At 43.1% G+C, this 16,525-nt stretch carries 16 protein-coding genes; 6 read left to right on the top strand and 10 right to left on the bottom strand.

Features of this window, described 5'->3' with window-relative positions:
* Positions 1-88: 88 nt before the first annotated feature.
* The 5 genes from ACR63N_RS01880 to ACR63N_RS01860 form a co-directional block, all read right to left on the bottom strand.
* The gene (locus tag ACR63N_RS01880; RefSeq protein ID WP_367105155.1) at positions 89-562 is read right to left on the bottom strand and encodes a YbjQ family protein; all 474 of its coding nucleotides are present in this window, start codon (positions 560-562) and stop codon (positions 89-91) included.
* 79 nt (positions 563-641) lie between these two features.
* Positions 642-1,079: a YbjQ family protein gene (locus tag ACR63N_RS01875; protein ID WP_367105154.1), complete on the bottom strand. Its 438-nt coding sequence runs from the start codon at positions 1,077-1,079 to the stop codon at positions 642-644.
* 78 nt (positions 1,080-1,157) lie between these two features.
* Positions 1,158-1,715, bottom strand: coding sequence for a YecA/YgfB family protein (locus ACR63N_RS01870; RefSeq protein WP_367105153.1), 558 nt, complete (start codon positions 1,713-1,715; stop codon positions 1,158-1,160).
* 240 nt (positions 1,716-1,955) lie between these two features.
* Complete coding sequence (locus ACR63N_RS01865; protein WP_367105152.1) at positions 1,956-2,201, bottom strand: PA3496 family putative envelope integrity protein; 246 nt, start codon at positions 2,199-2,201, stop codon at positions 1,956-1,958.
* A gap of 179 nt (positions 2,202-2,380) precedes the next feature.
* Positions 2,381-3,937: a hypothetical protein gene (locus ACR63N_RS01860; protein ID WP_367106243.1), complete on the bottom strand. Its 1,557-nt coding sequence runs from the start codon at positions 3,935-3,937 to the stop codon at positions 2,381-2,383.
* Between the two features lie 344 nt (positions 3,938-4,281).
* Here ACR63N_RS01860 and serB point away from each other — a divergent pair, with 344 nt between their 5' ends.
* The 6 genes from serB (at position 4,282) to hemJ (ending at position 9,937) form a co-directional block, all read left to right on the top strand.
* Positions 4,282-5,499, top strand: coding sequence for a phosphoserine phosphatase SerB (gene serB / locus ACR63N_RS01855; RefSeq protein ID WP_367106242.1), 1,218 nt, complete (start codon positions 4,282-4,284; stop codon positions 5,497-5,499).
* 162 nt (positions 5,500-5,661) lie between these two features.
* Positions 5,662-6,672: a DUF368 domain-containing protein gene (locus ACR63N_RS01850; protein WP_367106241.1), complete on the top strand. Its 1,011-nt coding sequence runs from the start codon at positions 5,662-5,664 to the stop codon at positions 6,670-6,672.
* Positions 6,673-6,766: 94 nt separating this feature from the next.
* Positions 6,767-7,150, top strand: a complete 384-nt coding sequence (gene aciT, locus ACR63N_RS01845; protein WP_367105148.1) for an AciT family ciprofloxacin tolerance protein — start codon at positions 6,767-6,769, stop codon at positions 7,148-7,150.
* A 368-nt stretch (positions 7,151-7,518) separates the two neighbouring features.
* Positions 7,519-8,028, top strand: a complete 510-nt coding sequence (locus ACR63N_RS01840; RefSeq protein ID WP_367105147.1) for an SCP2 sterol-binding domain-containing protein — start codon at positions 7,519-7,521, stop codon at positions 8,026-8,028.
* A 328-nt stretch (positions 8,029-8,356) separates the two neighbouring features.
* Complete coding sequence (gene bioB, locus ACR63N_RS01835; protein ID WP_472782699.1) at positions 8,357-9,346, top strand: biotin synthase BioB; 990 nt, start codon at positions 8,357-8,359, stop codon at positions 9,344-9,346.
* Positions 9,347-9,502: 156 nt separating this feature from the next.
* Positions 9,503-9,937, top strand: coding sequence for a protoporphyrinogen oxidase HemJ (gene hemJ / locus ACR63N_RS01830; RefSeq protein WP_367105145.1), 435 nt, complete (start codon positions 9,503-9,505; stop codon positions 9,935-9,937).
* A 112-nt stretch (positions 9,938-10,049) separates the two neighbouring features.
* On the opposite strand, the gene ACR63N_RS01825 is transcribed toward hemJ, so the two are convergent.
* The 5 genes from ACR63N_RS01825 to ACR63N_RS01805 form a co-directional block, all read right to left on the bottom strand.
* The gene (locus ACR63N_RS01825; RefSeq protein WP_472782376.1) at positions 10,050-10,940 is read right to left on the bottom strand and encodes a hypothetical protein; all 891 of its coding nucleotides are present in this window, start codon (positions 10,938-10,940) and stop codon (positions 10,050-10,052) included.
* A 268-nt stretch (positions 10,941-11,208) separates the two neighbouring features.
* On the bottom strand, positions 11,209-11,700 hold the full coding sequence (locus tag ACR63N_RS01820; RefSeq protein WP_472782375.1) for a hypothetical protein: 492 nt from the start codon (positions 11,698-11,700) through the stop codon (positions 11,209-11,211).
* A 64-nt stretch (positions 11,701-11,764) separates the two neighbouring features.
* Positions 11,765-12,481, bottom strand: a complete 717-nt coding sequence (gene rph / locus ACR63N_RS01815; protein WP_367105142.1) for a ribonuclease PH — start codon at positions 12,479-12,481, stop codon at positions 11,765-11,767.
* Between the two features lie 69 nt (positions 12,482-12,550).
* Positions 12,551-14,380 carry an AMP-binding protein gene (locus ACR63N_RS01810; protein ID WP_367105141.1) on the bottom strand — a complete coding sequence of 610 codons (1,830 nt, stop codon included), beginning with the start codon at positions 14,378-14,380 and terminating at the stop codon, positions 12,551-12,553.
* Between the two features lie 332 nt (positions 14,381-14,712).
* Positions 14,713-16,452 (bottom strand): AMP-binding protein, encoded by a 1,740-nt coding sequence (locus tag ACR63N_RS01805; protein ID WP_367106237.1) that lies wholly within the window; start codon positions 16,450-16,452, stop codon positions 14,713-14,715.
* Between the last annotated feature and the right edge of the window lie 73 nt (positions 16,453-16,525).

Below are 16,525 nucleotides of genomic sequence, written 5' to 3'. Positions count from 1 at the left end.
CTCTAACCGTAACATTCATGGTTAAGAATATGATTAGCGTATAAGTCGCTGCTGCAAAAAATGTTTAGGATGTGTTGAAGCAAGGATATTAAGACCGGTTTTGAGTACTAATAACGGCGGTACCGTAGGCAATGGCCTCTACCATGCTCCCCAGCTGATTGATGTTGGTAACTTCCAGACGCACACCATAGATATGGTTGTAGCCTTTAGTCTGCGCTTGAATACGCATACGCACGACCGCTTCACGGCGTGCACGATCCAGCAAAGTCTCGTAAGTGGTCAAGTTTTTGCCAAATAAGCTCAGTATACGAGCGATGACCATTTTAAAGTAATCTTGCGCGATAACTACACTGCCCAGCACCAACTCGCCTTCGCTATTGCTAGCAATTTTGGGACGATAAAAGCGTTCGGTTGAGACAATGATATGACCCAATTCTTTTTCTGAGATGACTAACCGCGCTAAATGTTGACGCTCATGACGCGCACCGAAGAACCAGCCCACGACAAATAATATGACGAGCGGCGCGTAGTTAATTAACATCTGAGTAAAAGATTGATTCATGACACGTCTCTGAGCATAAAAAAGCTTGTATCCTACTATTGGAGTCTAAAAAGATCAGTGAAGTCTAAAAAGATTAGGTTTAGCCAAAAGGATTGAAACGTGGCAAATCATCAGTTGGCCCTGAATCAACAGGTGCTTGGTCAGAATGGTTATAAGGATTACTTGGCGGCGTAGCAGGCATAGATTGGTTCTGCTGCCGCACCGCCTTGACAGCCGTGCCATAAACGAACAGCTCGGATGCGCCCTGAGCAATACTAGAGGTTGAAAAACGCAGACCCACTACTGCATCTGCGTTCATAGCCTCAGCTTTGAGCACCATACGATCTATCGCCTCTTGGCGCGACTCTTCTAATAGCTCAGTATAAGCTGTCAGCTCACCGCCTACGATATTTTTGAGGCCAGCGAATAGATCTTTGCCAACGTGCTTTGAGCGTACCGTACTACCATAAACCACATCCAAACGCTCAGTGATTTGATAGCCTGGTAGATGTTCAAGGTTGGAGAGTTGCACGGTCATAGTTTTACCTTATCAGTGAGCTATCGCTTGACACGATACTTATTAAAATCATACTCAAAACCGTCTCTATAGACAGTATTAGTCGTTAGTATGAAATAATAAAAACAGCTCGGTTAGATTGCCTTCAATGCTATTGGTCATTTGCATGAGTTTATCTTGGTCGCTACGCATTTGGGTCAGCTCAGGATCTTCTTCATCAATACCGCTTAGTACGATCATAGGTAGCGTTAGCACAGCGACATCATCGCTAGTGTCTTCATCTTCAAACCAGTCACTAGCCTCATCAGCATACATCGCATCAACAAAACCAATCGACCACGCTACAATGTCGGATTCATCTGAAAAATCAACAGCGGCTTCTTCGTTTCCTGCATCTTCACCAAATGGTAATTCAATAGGCGTCTCGTTTTTGAGCTCAGCTAAAATAGCTTCACGCCAGCGCTGCACACCGTCTACTACGTTTTCTGGAACTTCACTCACATGACCTTCAAATAATGCATCTAGCCAATTTGGCAGCGGACGTCCAACGACGGTAGCTGTCAAAAAACCATGGGTCGCCACACTATCGAGTACGAACTGACTGTCTTGATTGTCTAAAAAATCTAACAATTCGTCAAAGCTTAAGGGATTACTCATGAAATACTTATCCTTGGGTCAATATATCGCGTAATGAATAGCACCATACAGGTTATATACGCAGTAAAACGTTATGAATCGATTCAATATCTGGTAAAAACACTAGCAATGTATAATATTAGCAAGATATAGTATTAGCTTAGCACAGTTAAAGCCTGCTAATCTGTAGTCTCATGTCATATCTATAGCTGAGGCTATGACTATTTTAGAGGTCATTGAACCGCTCGACTCATCTTAGATCTAGACATCATCTTCGTCCCAATCATCGTCCCATTCTGCATTGAAGTCATCATCGTCATCGCCTAGATCATCCAATTCGTCCTTTAATTCCTTGGCTAAACGCTTCTCTTCTAGCAAATTATCAATCAGACGGCGCTTCTCAAGACTACTGAGACGGGTACGAGCACTGGTTTCTGCCTCTTCGACCAGCTTTGCATCATCATCGTCAATAAAATCATCGTCAAAATCATCGTCAATATCACTCATGACAAACTCCTATAATTGGTCAATAAAGCCAAAACATATTAATATAACTATGCCTTATAAAGGCTTAATCGTACCTTGTCAATAGTAGTAACCACTATAATCATTTTATTATTATTTAGACCAATAAATTCGTAGATAATGTTCAGTTATGTAAATAATAAAGCGCTTTGTTGGAGTCCTTATAGCGTCTCTTCATGTCCGGTCATAAGCACTGTATTACGGACTGTGGTTAGCCGCTCTATTATGCTATCACTACCTCCGTCAAATACCGCGCATTCACGCTCGTAAACCGTCGTTGGGCGCTTTAGGCTGTGTACTTGGACGTGGCTTGCAATCTGCTGCAAACCGGCACTGGGTAGTAAGATGAGCATCTGCTCTTTTCTACCGACACTGCTAAGCAGCTGCGTCATAGCATCAGCTTGTGCGTTGTCGCTGACCCCCGCTTTTACCGGTAAAGCAAAACGGGACAGCTCTATATGTTTATCGTGGATAATTTTATTGAGCATTAAGTATAGTTTACCTAGCATCACGCCTGCCAAAGCCACTTTTGCATGACTATTATCAGCTTTGAGTACAGCGGACGCTCCTTTTTCATCAAAACGCGGTTCGTTGATAGCACTCACGCCATAGAGCAAGGGTTGTTTAAGCAGCTCATTTAGAGCCTGATTTAGCAGCTGAGTACATAAAGCCAGATAAGGCATACGCATCTCAGGTGCCAAGCGCTCAAGCATATTGTATTCATCATGAAATTTGATCTGTACACTCACACTATCAAAAGCGCGCTTGGTAGATAATTTTGAGGCACTATTTGAAAACTTGTAGGCACTGGCATCATTAAGGTCGCGCGAAGGAGCAGAAACACTAGTATGAGCAGTAGATTCACTAGCATCGTCCTTTCTTGACTCCAATTCTTGAGAATTGGTACTGGCAGTACTGTCAAGGCTAGCTTGGGGGGTTGCAGGATCAGCACCGGTTTGTTGCGCTTTTAGATAAGCATTGAGCTCATCATGAATAACGGCGGTATCGATTTTGGTTGTCTGACGCGGCGCTTTAGCTTTTACGGTTTTCGGATCCTCACCACTAGTATGAACACTCATATCAGCACTCACACCTTCACCAACACTCTCATCGTCCTTATCTACGTAACTGGTCACATAACTATGCGTAGATCCTCGATCATCGTAGCGATTAGATTGAGAGTACTGCTCACGGTGCAAGTCCTCGATATCGCGGCTTAATGCATTGATCTGCTCTTTAGTAGGCCGCGCAATATAGCCATACAATAACCATAAAAACAGATGCAAAATGAGCGAGCCTATGACAAATGGCCACTGCATAGCAATGATCTCGCCCTTACTTATGTCTTTTAAAGTCAGAGCGACGCTACCAATAACTGCATCGTCTTGTGTAGCAATCTGGCGAATAGTATCACCTTGCTGCATAGGAGCATTGCCCACCGGAACCAAGACCTCGTCATTACCATCTTTTATGACTATCCGTGCGACATCTTGCTCACTGGTATAACGATTAGCGATGACACTTAGGCTGACACGGTCCTTGTTTTCTAAGGATAGGCGCGCCTCATCAATAAGCTGAGCGACCATTTGCTCACCTTTTTGCAAGCGACTTTTGGTCAGTTGCTGATCGGTACTAATGACAAGTAGTAGCGTTTGTAAAAAAAAACTGACCAGAATAATAATGGCAAACAACCCTTGCCGCGGCGCTAAATACATCATGATATGTTAAACTTTTTTGAATAAAGGAAGTTGAAAACGAGACCACTGCTCGCTCTTTGAAAGCGTATACTACGGGACGGCCTGATCTAAACGAACTTGAGTGGACTACACAATAAATAAATAGTCTCACAACAAGAAAAATCAGTCGATATTATGCACTATATCACTATAGCGGTCATTATAGGTTTAGCTATTGGCATAAATTTAATTATCTTTGAGATTTGTTTTGTAAGTCATACCTATTATTATGCAACTGTTACACTTGACGTGTCATGTATAGGCTCTGCGCTCCAAAACTGTTATTATTCCTAATCTTTATCGTGCATACAAGGGACAATTAAGTCATGCCAAAAAATACGCCTTACTCGCTACCCAAAGACAGTCAAGCATGGCAACAAGCCGTCGACTCTGTAGCGTCATTACTACCTGCTAATACTAATTTGCTTGACTTTGACGCTCTACAGTCCCTACCTGTATTTGCACTTATTGTCGTCCTACCCGCACACATCCATGCACTAGATATCCATCAATACGTACAAAATTGGGTCGATGAGCAGCCAAACTGGCACCTTGTTACCGTGGCTGAAGATACTGAAGCGAATTTTATTGAGGTGGCTCTATCTGAGTCAGATACTGATGCCAAACAGTCTTTTGTTCCAGCCCAAGTATTTCGCTATTTATTAGTGCCTGTGACCGAGACTTTAATGCATCCTGCCAAAAAAACGGCTGCTGCTCATATTATCGATGATCAGTTGACAACGCGTCTGCGCCAAGATTTAGAAGAAAACTATCTAATAAAGAATGACACGTCAGAGAGTGAGAAAAATACTAACAGTGACCTACAGCGTCTGGATATTAACTCCTCTGATGTTGTTGACTGTCATATTTTATCTATCGGTCATATGCTGCGCACGCATAAGCTGATCTGCTTTGATATGGATTCTACGTTAATTGAGCAAGAGGTTATCGTTGAGCTGGCTAAAACAGCGGGAGTCGGTGAGCAGGTTGCCGCTATCACCGAAGCTGCGATGCGCGGTGAGATTGACTTTGACGAGTCTTTTGCCCAGCGGGTGTCATTATTAAAGGGTACGCCAACCTCGGTACTTGATGACATAAGCGCGCGTCTAACCTTATCGACAGGAGCGCGTACCACGGTGAGTGCATTTAAAGCTTTGGGTTATCATACGGTACTGGTCTCTGGCGGCTTTACTTATTTTGCTCGTTATATCGCTGAAAAGTTAGGTATTGATGAGGTCCATGCCAACAACTTAGATATTGAAGAGGGCGAGGTCACAGGTCATGTCCAGCTGCCTATCGTCAACGGTGACAAAAAAGCTGCTATTGTGGCGCATATTGCCGAACGCTTGGAGCTTGATTCGACTCAAGTCGTCTGCGTTGGTGACGGCGCGAACGATTTACCCATGATGGCCAATGCAGATTTAGGGGTAGCTTATCACGCTAAACCTATTGTCCAAGCTCGTGCTGATGCGGCTGTCAACGTTACCGGACTTGAAGGCGTCCTTTACGCGTTAGGTTATCCGGCGCTAACCCTTGCCAAATAAAGCAACTAATAAAGTAAATAGCAACCACCACAGCTTTTATATCTATATAGTTTTTATAGCCATTAAGCATTAATAAAGGTTAGATTATTAGTACTAATCTAACCTTTATTAATGCTTACTCTTTAGCACTTATTTTAGTGCATCGTTTAAAAAGGAATGTCCATGACGACATCACAAAGACCGGGGGCAAATACCTCGTCGTCAAGTGTAACTACCGATACCGCGCCAGCATCTGACTTATCTCACAAAGATAGTTCCAAACAGTTATTAGGCGTCTATATCAAAGGTATAGCTATGGGCGCAGCCGATATTGTCCCTGGCGTATCAGGGGGCACCATAGCTCTAATCGCCGGGATTTATGAGCGCCTGATTAATGCTATTAGTAGTATTGGGCCGAGTCTATGGGGCGTATTTCGTCAAGAGGGCGGGATCAAAGGGTTACTCGCTGTTTGGCGTCAAGTCGATGCGACATTTTTACTGTGTCTGCTTTTAGGTATCGTGACCAGTTTTGCTACTTTGGCAGGAATTATCAAAGGCTTATTAGATAATGAACCGCTGCTTATTTGGTCGTTTTTCTTTGGTTTAGTAGTAGCTACCATCGTTATCTTATTAAGTGAGATCAAACGCTGGACTATAGCGCGCGTAGGCTTGTTTGCTTTTGGTCTTGTTGCTGCAGTTGCTATTAGCAGTTTGCCGCTCTTAAATACAGCGCCAAGCCTGCCTTATCTGTTCTTCGCCGGAGCAATAGCGATTTGTGCCATGATACTGCCTGGTATTTCTGGCTCTTTTATTTTATTGCTATTAGGCGCTTATAACGCGGTGTTGGAGGCAGTCGATACCATGAATCTAACCGTCATTTTTACGGTTGTCGCTGGCATGGCAACGGGATTATTGTTGTTTACACGCGTGCTTAAATGGCTACTGTCACGCTACTACCATGCAACCTTGGCGCTACTAACTGGCTTTATTGCCGGCTCGCTGGTCAAAGTATGGCCGTGGAAAATCGATGCTTTGGGCGGGCTGGGTGCAGAGGCGGTCAACAACGTAGCACCGTGGCAGTATCCTACTGGCGCGCACTGGTTTACGACATTATCCTTAATGCTGCTTGGCGCCGTGTTGGTCTCAGCGTTATCCTTATGGGGACGGCGTAGCAACCATATTGATCCTTTATAAACGACAACTGTTGTCGTAATACTGCCTCTACCCTCTTTAGCTTAAGCCGTTTTGCTTTCATAATATTGAGATACTATGAATAGCGAGATAACTCATGTTTTTGACTATTTTTTCTATAATCAATGTAGAGCTATGGGATGGAGCGCTGCTTGGTGGCGCAATATTAGCGATCCTTATTATAACCATCGCTTTATCCTCTCAGCGCTGGTTACTAGGTTACGTTTTAGGCGGCGCAGGGTTTTGGTTGGCAGTTGAAGTCCTCCATAATTTGTTGGTAAGCGGGTTTGGGCTATCAGACTGGAATAGCTATGTTGCTGCAATGGCTATCGGTTGGTTACCACTTGCCGGTTGGGTATTATATCGTGCGCTGCGCTATGAAGATGTCAGCCCGACGCTACAAAAAGAGCGCGAACTGGCAGCAGCGCGTTATGTTGAGCATAGTCCTATTTATGATGATAATTATCAGCCACGCTTTTAGTAGGCCGCTGGTTTTTCCATAATGCTGCGTTTATTATTAATACTTATTGATTCTTTACTTAAGCTTTTTTCTGTTAATTGTTATAGGCTTTATTACTTTTGAATGCGTCCAAGTTTGGCGCATTTTTTGTTATTAGGTTGATAAATTATAAATTTGAATGCTGTAATTGCTAGGCCGTAGTATAGTCAATTTACTGTACAGTTACATAATGCCTAATACCCTCTACGCAATTACTAAAGTACTGAGGTTAGGTTATATCTTATAATTTTACATTACAATTGTAGTGAAAATTTCTACAAAATAAGTTTTTTTATATTGAGACCATATTTTTACCTACACTTTTTATATCTATTTTTAGGAGCTTTATTATGTTTACTATCCCTGTGTTAGATGTTAAGTCTGATCCACTAGATGTTTTATTGGCTGTGGTAGGCTACCGCTTATCTATGCTTGCTAAAAGTAATAACGAAGACGTGAGCAAGCTGCTTGAGGATCGCAAAGTTACTATTGAGATTGCTAGCAAAGAGTCTGACGTGGCTCGCTACTTTAGCTTTGATAATGGTCAGTTTAGCCAACACAGCGGTCATGCTGATGATGCAGATCTGACAATTAATTTCCAAGACTCTATGACTGGTGTTCGTCTATTAACTAAAGGTAGTCTGCCAGCCTTTATGACTGCGGTTCAAGAAGGTAATTTAAGTATAGAGGGTGATTATAGTTTGATGATGTGGTTCAATAAGCTCTCTAAACACATCGTGCCCGCTATTCCAGAAGAGTACAAACCTTATATTCAAAAAGTAAAACCTTATACTTATAAAGCTCAGCAATCTTTTAAATACTGGGTCAATGTGGCCAAGCATAAAATCAGTAAAGAGTAAGCTGTAGTAGTGAACCATTGAAGAGCTAATGTTCGCCTATTTTGGATATTTATTCATATAAAAGCTATTTGATACGTTGTATTTTTCTAAAAAGGTTGCGGTATACTAAGGTTACCCCAACCTTTTTTATTGTCAAAGATTTATTTTAAACTACTACTTTAAAAGGATTTAACTTATGGCAGGATTGCTGTCCATCTCAGAACCTACTGCTAATACTGCAACAACTACCAGTACAGAGCATCTGGCTACTGATCTATCACCCAACAAAACGACATCGGCTATTAAACATAGGCGTGAACAGATTGCGCACTTGTTTGATTTACCGTTAATGGATTTACTTTTGCAAGCGCAGAGCATACATCGTCAGCACTTTAATGCTAATGAGGTGCAGATTAGCACTTTGTTATCTATTAAGACCGGTAACTGCCCTGAGGACTGTGGTTATTGCTCACAATCAGGACATCATCGTGATAAGACCAAGTTACAGGCAGAAAAGCGCTTGGATGTCGATAAGGTCATCGCGGCGGCCAAGCGTGCCAAAGCTGCCGGTTCGTCGCGGTTTTGCATGGGCGCGGCATGGAAGCATCCGAGCCGCAAAGACATGCCTTATGTGGTCGAGCTGATTAAGGAAGTAAAAAACTTAGGGCTTGAAACTTGTATGACTTTAGGTATGCTTGACGCTGATCAAGCTACGCAATTGGCGGAGGCTGGGCTTGACTACTATAATCATAACTTAGACACTTCGCGGCGTTACTATGAGCAGGTAGTCAGTACGCGTAGCTACGATGAGCGTTTAGAGACGCTAACCCATGTACGCCAATCAGGGATCAACGTTTGTAGCGGTAATATCGTGGGTATGGGTGAGAGCCGTGATGATCGTATTGACTGGCTGTATGAGCTACTCAAAATGCCAAAAGCGCCTGAGTCTATTCCTGTCAATCTGCTCGTCCCGATCAAAGGTACCCCCATTGGCGATAAAGTACTGGCCGAAGGTCAGCTGCCAGTGCTGGAGTGGATTCGCACCATTGCAGTAACGCGTATTTGCTGTCCAAATAGTTATGTGCGCTTGTCAGCGGGTCGCGAGAGCTTGTCTGATGCTGAACAAGCTCTCGCTTTTATGGCAGGAGCCAATTCGTTTTTTTATGGTGACAAGCTTTTGACTACGGGTAATGCCAGTCAATCCAATGATAACAGGTTGATGCGGGAGCTGGGCTTGAGAGCACAACTCGCTGCCCCGAAATTACCAACACAAATCCGTGTAGTCGACGCTATGAGTGGTCATCAATCGCAAATGACTTCTCATAAAGATGGACAGTAGTGCCCGTGATCAGATGATTTAAATACTTACGCTATCGTTGTTGGGTACTCAGTTATCTGTTGCACTATTTTAACTTAGCTTGCCAGCGCTGCCACTTGGGTTTAGACTTGCCAGCAGCTATTATTTATAAAAGACAGCGTACTAAGAGAGTAAGCTATGGTAGATTATCTCAACTGGATCAAAGCGGCGCATATCATCGCCATGGTATGCTGGTTTGCAGCAATTTTTTACTTACCGCGCTTGTTTGTTTATCATGCTATGAGTGATGATCTTGTAAGCCAAGAGCGTTTTATCGTCATGGAGCGTAAGCTGTACCGCGGTATTATGACGCCCTCTATGATCGCCACTTGGATATTTGGTTTGTGGATGGTGGCTCTAGGCTGGGAGGTGTATAAAACCCAAGGCTGGCTACACGTCAAGCTGTTTTTAGTAGTGCTGCTCTCAGCCTATCATGGTGCTTGTGGTTTTTATCGCAAAAAACTGGTTCGCGATCCGCATTACAAAAGCCATAAGTTTTGGCGCTGGTTTAATGAGGTGCCCGTTTTTGGTTTAGTTATCATCGTTATTTTGGCCGTAGTTAAGCCGTTCTAACGTTGATTAAAAGACTTATAATTTACAACGTGAAAAGCGCTCGTCACTTCAACAAGTATGAGCGCTTTTTTATGGTTATCATCTAAAGCCTATTACAAAAGCATTAAACAATCTAAATAGTAGGCCGCATGATTTGATAAACGTTGCTCAAATCATAAACTCGATAACGTGCTGGCTCGCGGCGGCTTTCACCAGCATAGCTTAGTATCAGCGCTTGCTTGGCGGACTTGTCAACCCAGCCGACAAACAAACCGCTATGCTCGACACCATTATAACCATGATTGATGTAGTAGAGCCAATCGCCGATCTCAATCTCGTCACTACTAGCGTACGGTCCTTGTCTATACGCGCCTTTATGTACCGTATCACGTGTCACTCCTGCTCGTTTGAATACCGCATCCAAATAGTCCCAGCAGCCGCCTTGAATAATAGTACGCTCGTTAAGTGCCATCTTACGCGCAGTACTGATTACTCCGCGCGCCGCTTGCTGGCTTTGCGCTTCAGCAAGGCTCAAGAGTGGTAAATACTCGCGATCTACATTATCGTAGTTGCCAGATAAAAAGGCAGGTAATACTGATGGCGGTTGCTGCCTACTGTCAGGATAAGAATAGGTAGGATAACTATTGGTAGGATAGCGGTAAGTGACATTAACGGCAGGCGCGCTTGTTGGCGGCTGATAATTATATGCGTTGGAGCTAGGCGTAGTATAAATAGGATTGGCACTAGACCCATAGTTCGTACGTGCGCGCTGAATAGTAGAGCGGGTACTTATTTTGGCACGGGGCGCTGTCAGCTGTGATGAAGCTGACTTTTGGGCAATAAGCGCACTCATGCTATCGGCATAAGCGTAGTTGGTAGCACCTAAAAACAACGTTAGTAACGCTGCAATAGAAGTCTTTTTTATATTTGCACCTATTTTAACAGGGGTACTTGTAGTAGAAGTTGCAGAGGGACTAAATAATATCTTGTAACAGGTAACAACCGACAATGATAATGGCGGCATGACCAGCTCCTTTTAAAACAGCAATAATGTTTGCTAAAACTATAAAATGTTCAGCTTCTAGTTATAAACCATTTAGGCAGGAGGCTGCAAGCTTTATTGTTTAGACAATTTTTAAATAACTACAATAAAAGGTAGACATTTAAAGATAAATGGTAAAATAGAAATGAGTATCTCATTGAATTTCAACACATTCAGACAAATAAAAAACCATCAGTAACGATGGTTTTTTATCAATTAATTATCAGTGGTAGACAATGATTAAACTAGCTCAATCACCGTTCATTTTTATATTAGCATGACGTTTATTGAATGCTGTCCTCTCTAATATTGCTTTAGTCGCTTTTGCTTCTTGCACATTATCAAAACCACTAATATGATACTTACGGTTGTCATTGCTATCAACAATCTGTAGCTGCTCACCAAACAACGTAACTTTGTCGCCGTCATTTAATGTAATAGCGGCACGCTTACCTTGATGATCATGTACCAACTCGCCTGCCCGCACCCATAAAACCCCACTGCTTATAATGCCGCTCATGGACTTTTTGCGCTGTTGCCGTTTTCTATTAAAAATAAAACAACCCACGATTAATAACGCTAGAGCACCGATCGATAAACGCTCGGATAACAAACTCATAGCCATAGCTACAGCTATAGCGCCAATTAATAACGCCGTTCCAAACCAAAACAGACCATTGTCACTCGCTGGTGGCTGGTCTTGTAGCGTTATCTTGGCGCCCTCATCGGTTAACTTAAGCATGTATGACTACCTGTGTTGAACAAGCAAAAGGTAATGATAATACTATCATGCTACATACCACAACCTACCAGCCCAGAGCTGTTTTTTGCATAGCAATTAGATCAGCAATACCTGTTTCAGCTAGCGCTAACATATCGTCAGCTTGCGCACGAGTAAAAGGTTTTTCCTCAGCGGTTCCTTGCAGTTCAATAAATTCGCCCTTTTGCGTCATTACAACGTTGAGGTCGGTATCGCAATTGGCATCTTCTTCGTAGTTCAAATCTAGATAAGCCTCGCCATCTTTCATACCTACAGAAACGGCCGCGACCAAACCAATCAAAGGATCGGCTTTAAGCTTTTTGGTTCTTTGTAGGCTCTCAAGCGCGTCCATTAAAGCGACCGCCGCGCCAGTGATACTTGCCGTACGCGTACCGCCATCAGCTTGCAACACATCACAGTCAAGATAAATAGTGTTCTCACCAAGCTTGCTTAAATCGATCATCGCGCGCAAACTACGACCGATTAGACGCTGGATCTCTTGGGTGCGACCTGACTGCTTACCGCGCGCCGCTTCACGTTGATTACGGGTATTGGTCGCGCGTGGCAACATACCATATTCAGCAGTAATCCAGCCTTTACCTTTGCCCTTAAGCCAGCGCGGTACCCCAGCTTCAATACTGGCAGTACATAGTACCTTGGTATCGCCAAAGCTGATGAGCACTGACCCTTCAGCATGTTTGGTATAGTTACGCTCAAAACTAATCGGGCGAAGTTGATCAAGCTTGCGGTTATCAGTACGCATAAAAATCCTTCGGTTTTGGATAAAGCAGATATCCTAACGTGACAGCCATACAATAGCAAGATAAGTCCCTTACTCTAGGCCTTCCATCTTACGTAGCTCTTTACGTAGGATTTTGCCCACGTTTGATTTAGGCAGCTCATCAACGAACTGGATATGACGCGGACGCTTATAGCCTGTCAGATTTTTCTTGCCATAATCAAGCAGCTCTTGTTCGCTTACCTCGCCCTTTTTAACCACAAATAGCTTAGGATCTTCGCCGCGCTCATCACTAGGTATGCCAATGGCTCCGCATTCTTTAACATTAGGATGCTCGCTCATAACCTCTTCAATCTCATTAGGATAAACGTTGAATCCTGAGACAATAATCATATCTTTTTTACGGTCGACGATTTTGATAAAGCCTTTGTCATCCATGATACCGATATCGCCTGTTTTGAGATAACCTTGCTTAGTAAAGGTTTCGGCCGTTTCATCAGGACGATTTTGGTACCCTATCATCACTTGTGGCCCTTTAACGCAAATCTCGCCGCGCTCGCCGATAGCGACCTCGTTTTCCTCTTCATCAATCAAGATGATATCCGTACTAGAGGCTGGTATACCGATCTTACCCGTAAATTGAGCAATAGTCATCGGATTAAAGGCCACTACGGGCGAGGTTTCGGACAAGCCATAACCCTCTACAATAGGTAGACCGGTGATCTGGTGCCACTCTTTAGCGACGCTTGGCAGTACTGACATACCGCCGCCGATAGCTGCTTTTAGGTTGGAAAAATCAAGCTTGGCAAAACTGTCTTTATTTACCAGACCATTAAACAGAGTGTTTACCGCTGGGATAAAGGCGGGTTTATACTTATCCATCTCTTTAATCAGACCATCCAAGTCGCGCGGGTTCGGAATAAGCAGGCCGGTTAGGCCTTGATACATCGCATACATACCGCAGACCATAAACGAGAACACATGATATAACGGCAATGCGGTCAAAATAACATCGTCGCTATCAATGTCGTCTTCAAAAGCGCTATTAATAAGGACACTAATTTGTAGCATGTTGGCCACTAAGTTACCATGGCTCAGCATAGCGCCTTTGGCAACGCCCGTCGTACCGCCCGTGTATTGCAGCAGAGCTACATCACTTAAGCTTAGATCCGGACGCTTGTATTTACTTGCTGATACGGCATCAAGTGCCTGTTTAAAGCTGGTGCTCTCAGGTAGACTGTAAGCAGGAATCATCTTTTTGACGTGCTTGGCAACCAGATTGACAACGACGCCTTTGACGGAGCCTAGCATATCGCCAATCTTACAGACGATCACATGCTCAATCTGAGCTTTATCTTCCACATCTTGATAGGTTTTGGCAAAGTTTTCGACGATAAAGATAGCTTTAGCTTCACTATCATGCAGCTGATGCGATAACTCACGACTGGTATATAGAGGATTGATATTAACCAGTACCATACCCGCTCTGATAATTCCAAGGGCAACAATAGGATACTGCAAAAGGTTGGGCATCATCACGCCAACTTTGTCGCCTTTTACTAGCCCTAAAGACTGTAGATAGCTGGCAATTTGACGGCTATAAATATCTAGCTGTTTGTAGCTGATAGAAGCACCCATGCAGACATAAGCGGTTTTTTGACCATAACGGCGAAAATTACGCTCAAATACCTCGAGTAAAGAGGTTTCATCATCGGGCATGTCGATATCAGCACTGATGCCATAACGCTCATAAGCATCAAGCCACGGTCTATCATGTGGAATCTTTGGCATAGTAGGAAACGCAGTCATATTCGAAGTTGACTGCTCATGGTCACTACTATCATCTTTGGTGACCTTATTATTAGTACTATCTTTAGATGCACTAGTATCATCAGTGCTATTTTTATCGGCGTTGTCAGTCATAACTTTCCCTAAGCGTTACCATTAACGGTGTAAATAATCTAATAATAAAATAGATGCAGTGAATGTTTGTAAATTATAAGAGGTTTTTTTATCAATATATTAAATCTGTATGCGCAGGCACTATAGCATTTTTGCTAAAAATTCTCTATAAATGTCTATGGACAGCTAATAAAAATAAGCCGAGCGCTACTATTATAGTTAAGACATTTTAAAAGCGGTCAGTGCTGCTGGTATTAAACCCTAAAAAACAATCATAAAAAATGATAAGGCAACCGTTTAGCTGCCTTATCATTTTCTGTGCTACTTCTTAACTGGCGCTACCTTAAAAGATATTAGGCTTTGCTATTTTCTTGCTCTTCAAGCGTGCGTAGATCTTTATGTAGAATCTTACCTACGTTTGATTTTGGTAGCTCATCAATGAACTGGACCTGACGCGGACGTTTATAACCTGTCAAATGCTCTTTAGCATAGGCAAGAACGTCGTCCTTGGTTAGGCTAGAATCTTGACATACTACAAAAATCTTTGGCACCTCACCACTGTTGTCATCTTCAACCCCAATAACTCCACACTCTAAGATCTTCGGATGACCTGCCATGACCTCTTCAACTTCATTAGGATAGACGTTAAACCCTGAGACCAAGATCATGTTCTTTTTGCGATCAACAATAGTGACATAACCTTTTTCGTCCATAATACCAATGTCACCAGTACGAAAGAAACCATCAGGCGTCATGACCTCAGCCGTAGCATCTTCGCGTTGCCAGTAGCCTTTCATAACTTGCGGACCACGCACACTAATCTCGCCGCGCTCGCCAAGCTCCACCTCGTTACCCGCTTCATCCAAGATAGCCACATCAGTCGCTGGCATAGGTACGCCGATATTCCCTGAAAAAGTGGCACTGTTGCTTGGGTTGGCGGTAGCAACAGGCGCTGTTTCAGACAGACCATAGCCTTGTGAGATGATGTTACCTGTAACTTGACGCCATTTTTCAGCCGTAGCACTTACCACAGCCATACCACCGCCCATCGACATCTTAAGCTTGCTATGATCTAGACTTTTAAACTCTTCATTATTTGCTAAAGCATTAAACAAAGTGTTTACCGCAGGGAAGAATGAGGGCGGATTTTCTTTATAGGCTTTTATTAGACTATCGAGGTCGCGTGGATTAGGAACTAATAAACCAATACAGCCGCGGTAAAGACCAAACATACCGCACACCGTAAATGAGAAAATATGGTACAGCGGCAGTGCCGTCATGATAACCGGTTGCTCACCACTATGATCAAATTCATCAAAAGCACTGCCTAAGAAGGTGTTACATTGCACCAAATTGGCAACCAAATTTCTATGCGTGAGCATTGCGCCTTTGGCAACCCCAGTGGTGCCGCCGGTATACTGTAATACTGCGATATCATCAAGACCGATATTCGTTGGACGCTGGTATTTATTAACCGAGACTTTTTTGAGCGCTTTTTTAAAATCAATGCTTTTATCGATCTTATAGTCCGGTACCATTTTTTTGACGTGACGGACGACCGTATTGACCATAAAACCTTTCAGCGTTCCCATAAAATCACCCATACTGGTGATCATCACATGGTCGACGACTTTATGACCGATATCTTGATAAGTTTTAGCAAAGTTTTCGACCAAGATTAATACTTTGGCATCTGAGTCAGTGAGTTGGTGTTCAAGCTCACGGCTAGTATATAAAGGATTGACATTGACTAAAGTTAGGCCCGCTCGTAGCACGCCAATAACGGCAACAGGCAACTGTAAGATATTGGGCATCATAACCGCTACTTTGTCGCCTTTAGTCAAACCTAAAGACTGCAAATAAGCGGCAACTTGTTTGCTATATAAATCTACTTCTTCAAAACTAAGCGTTGAGCCCATACAGACAAAAGCCGTTTTGCCTTTATGTTCAGTAAAACTCTGCTCAAAGATATCAATAAGCGAGGTGTCATCGCTTGGCATATCAATATCATAAGTTAGACCAAGCTCTTCATAAGTTCGTAGCCACACTTTGTCATCACGGCGAGTTAAATTGTCTTGGCCCTGATTGTCCATAATCTTCGTGCTCCTGTGAATAATCGACAATAAATACTGCTTTGTTCTTTAACATACACACTTTGTACAAACT

The organism is Psychrobacter sp. M4, from assembly GCF_055699795.1.
Note: the sequence above shows the minus strand (reverse complement) of the source record. Positions and strands in the feature narration are given on the sequence as shown.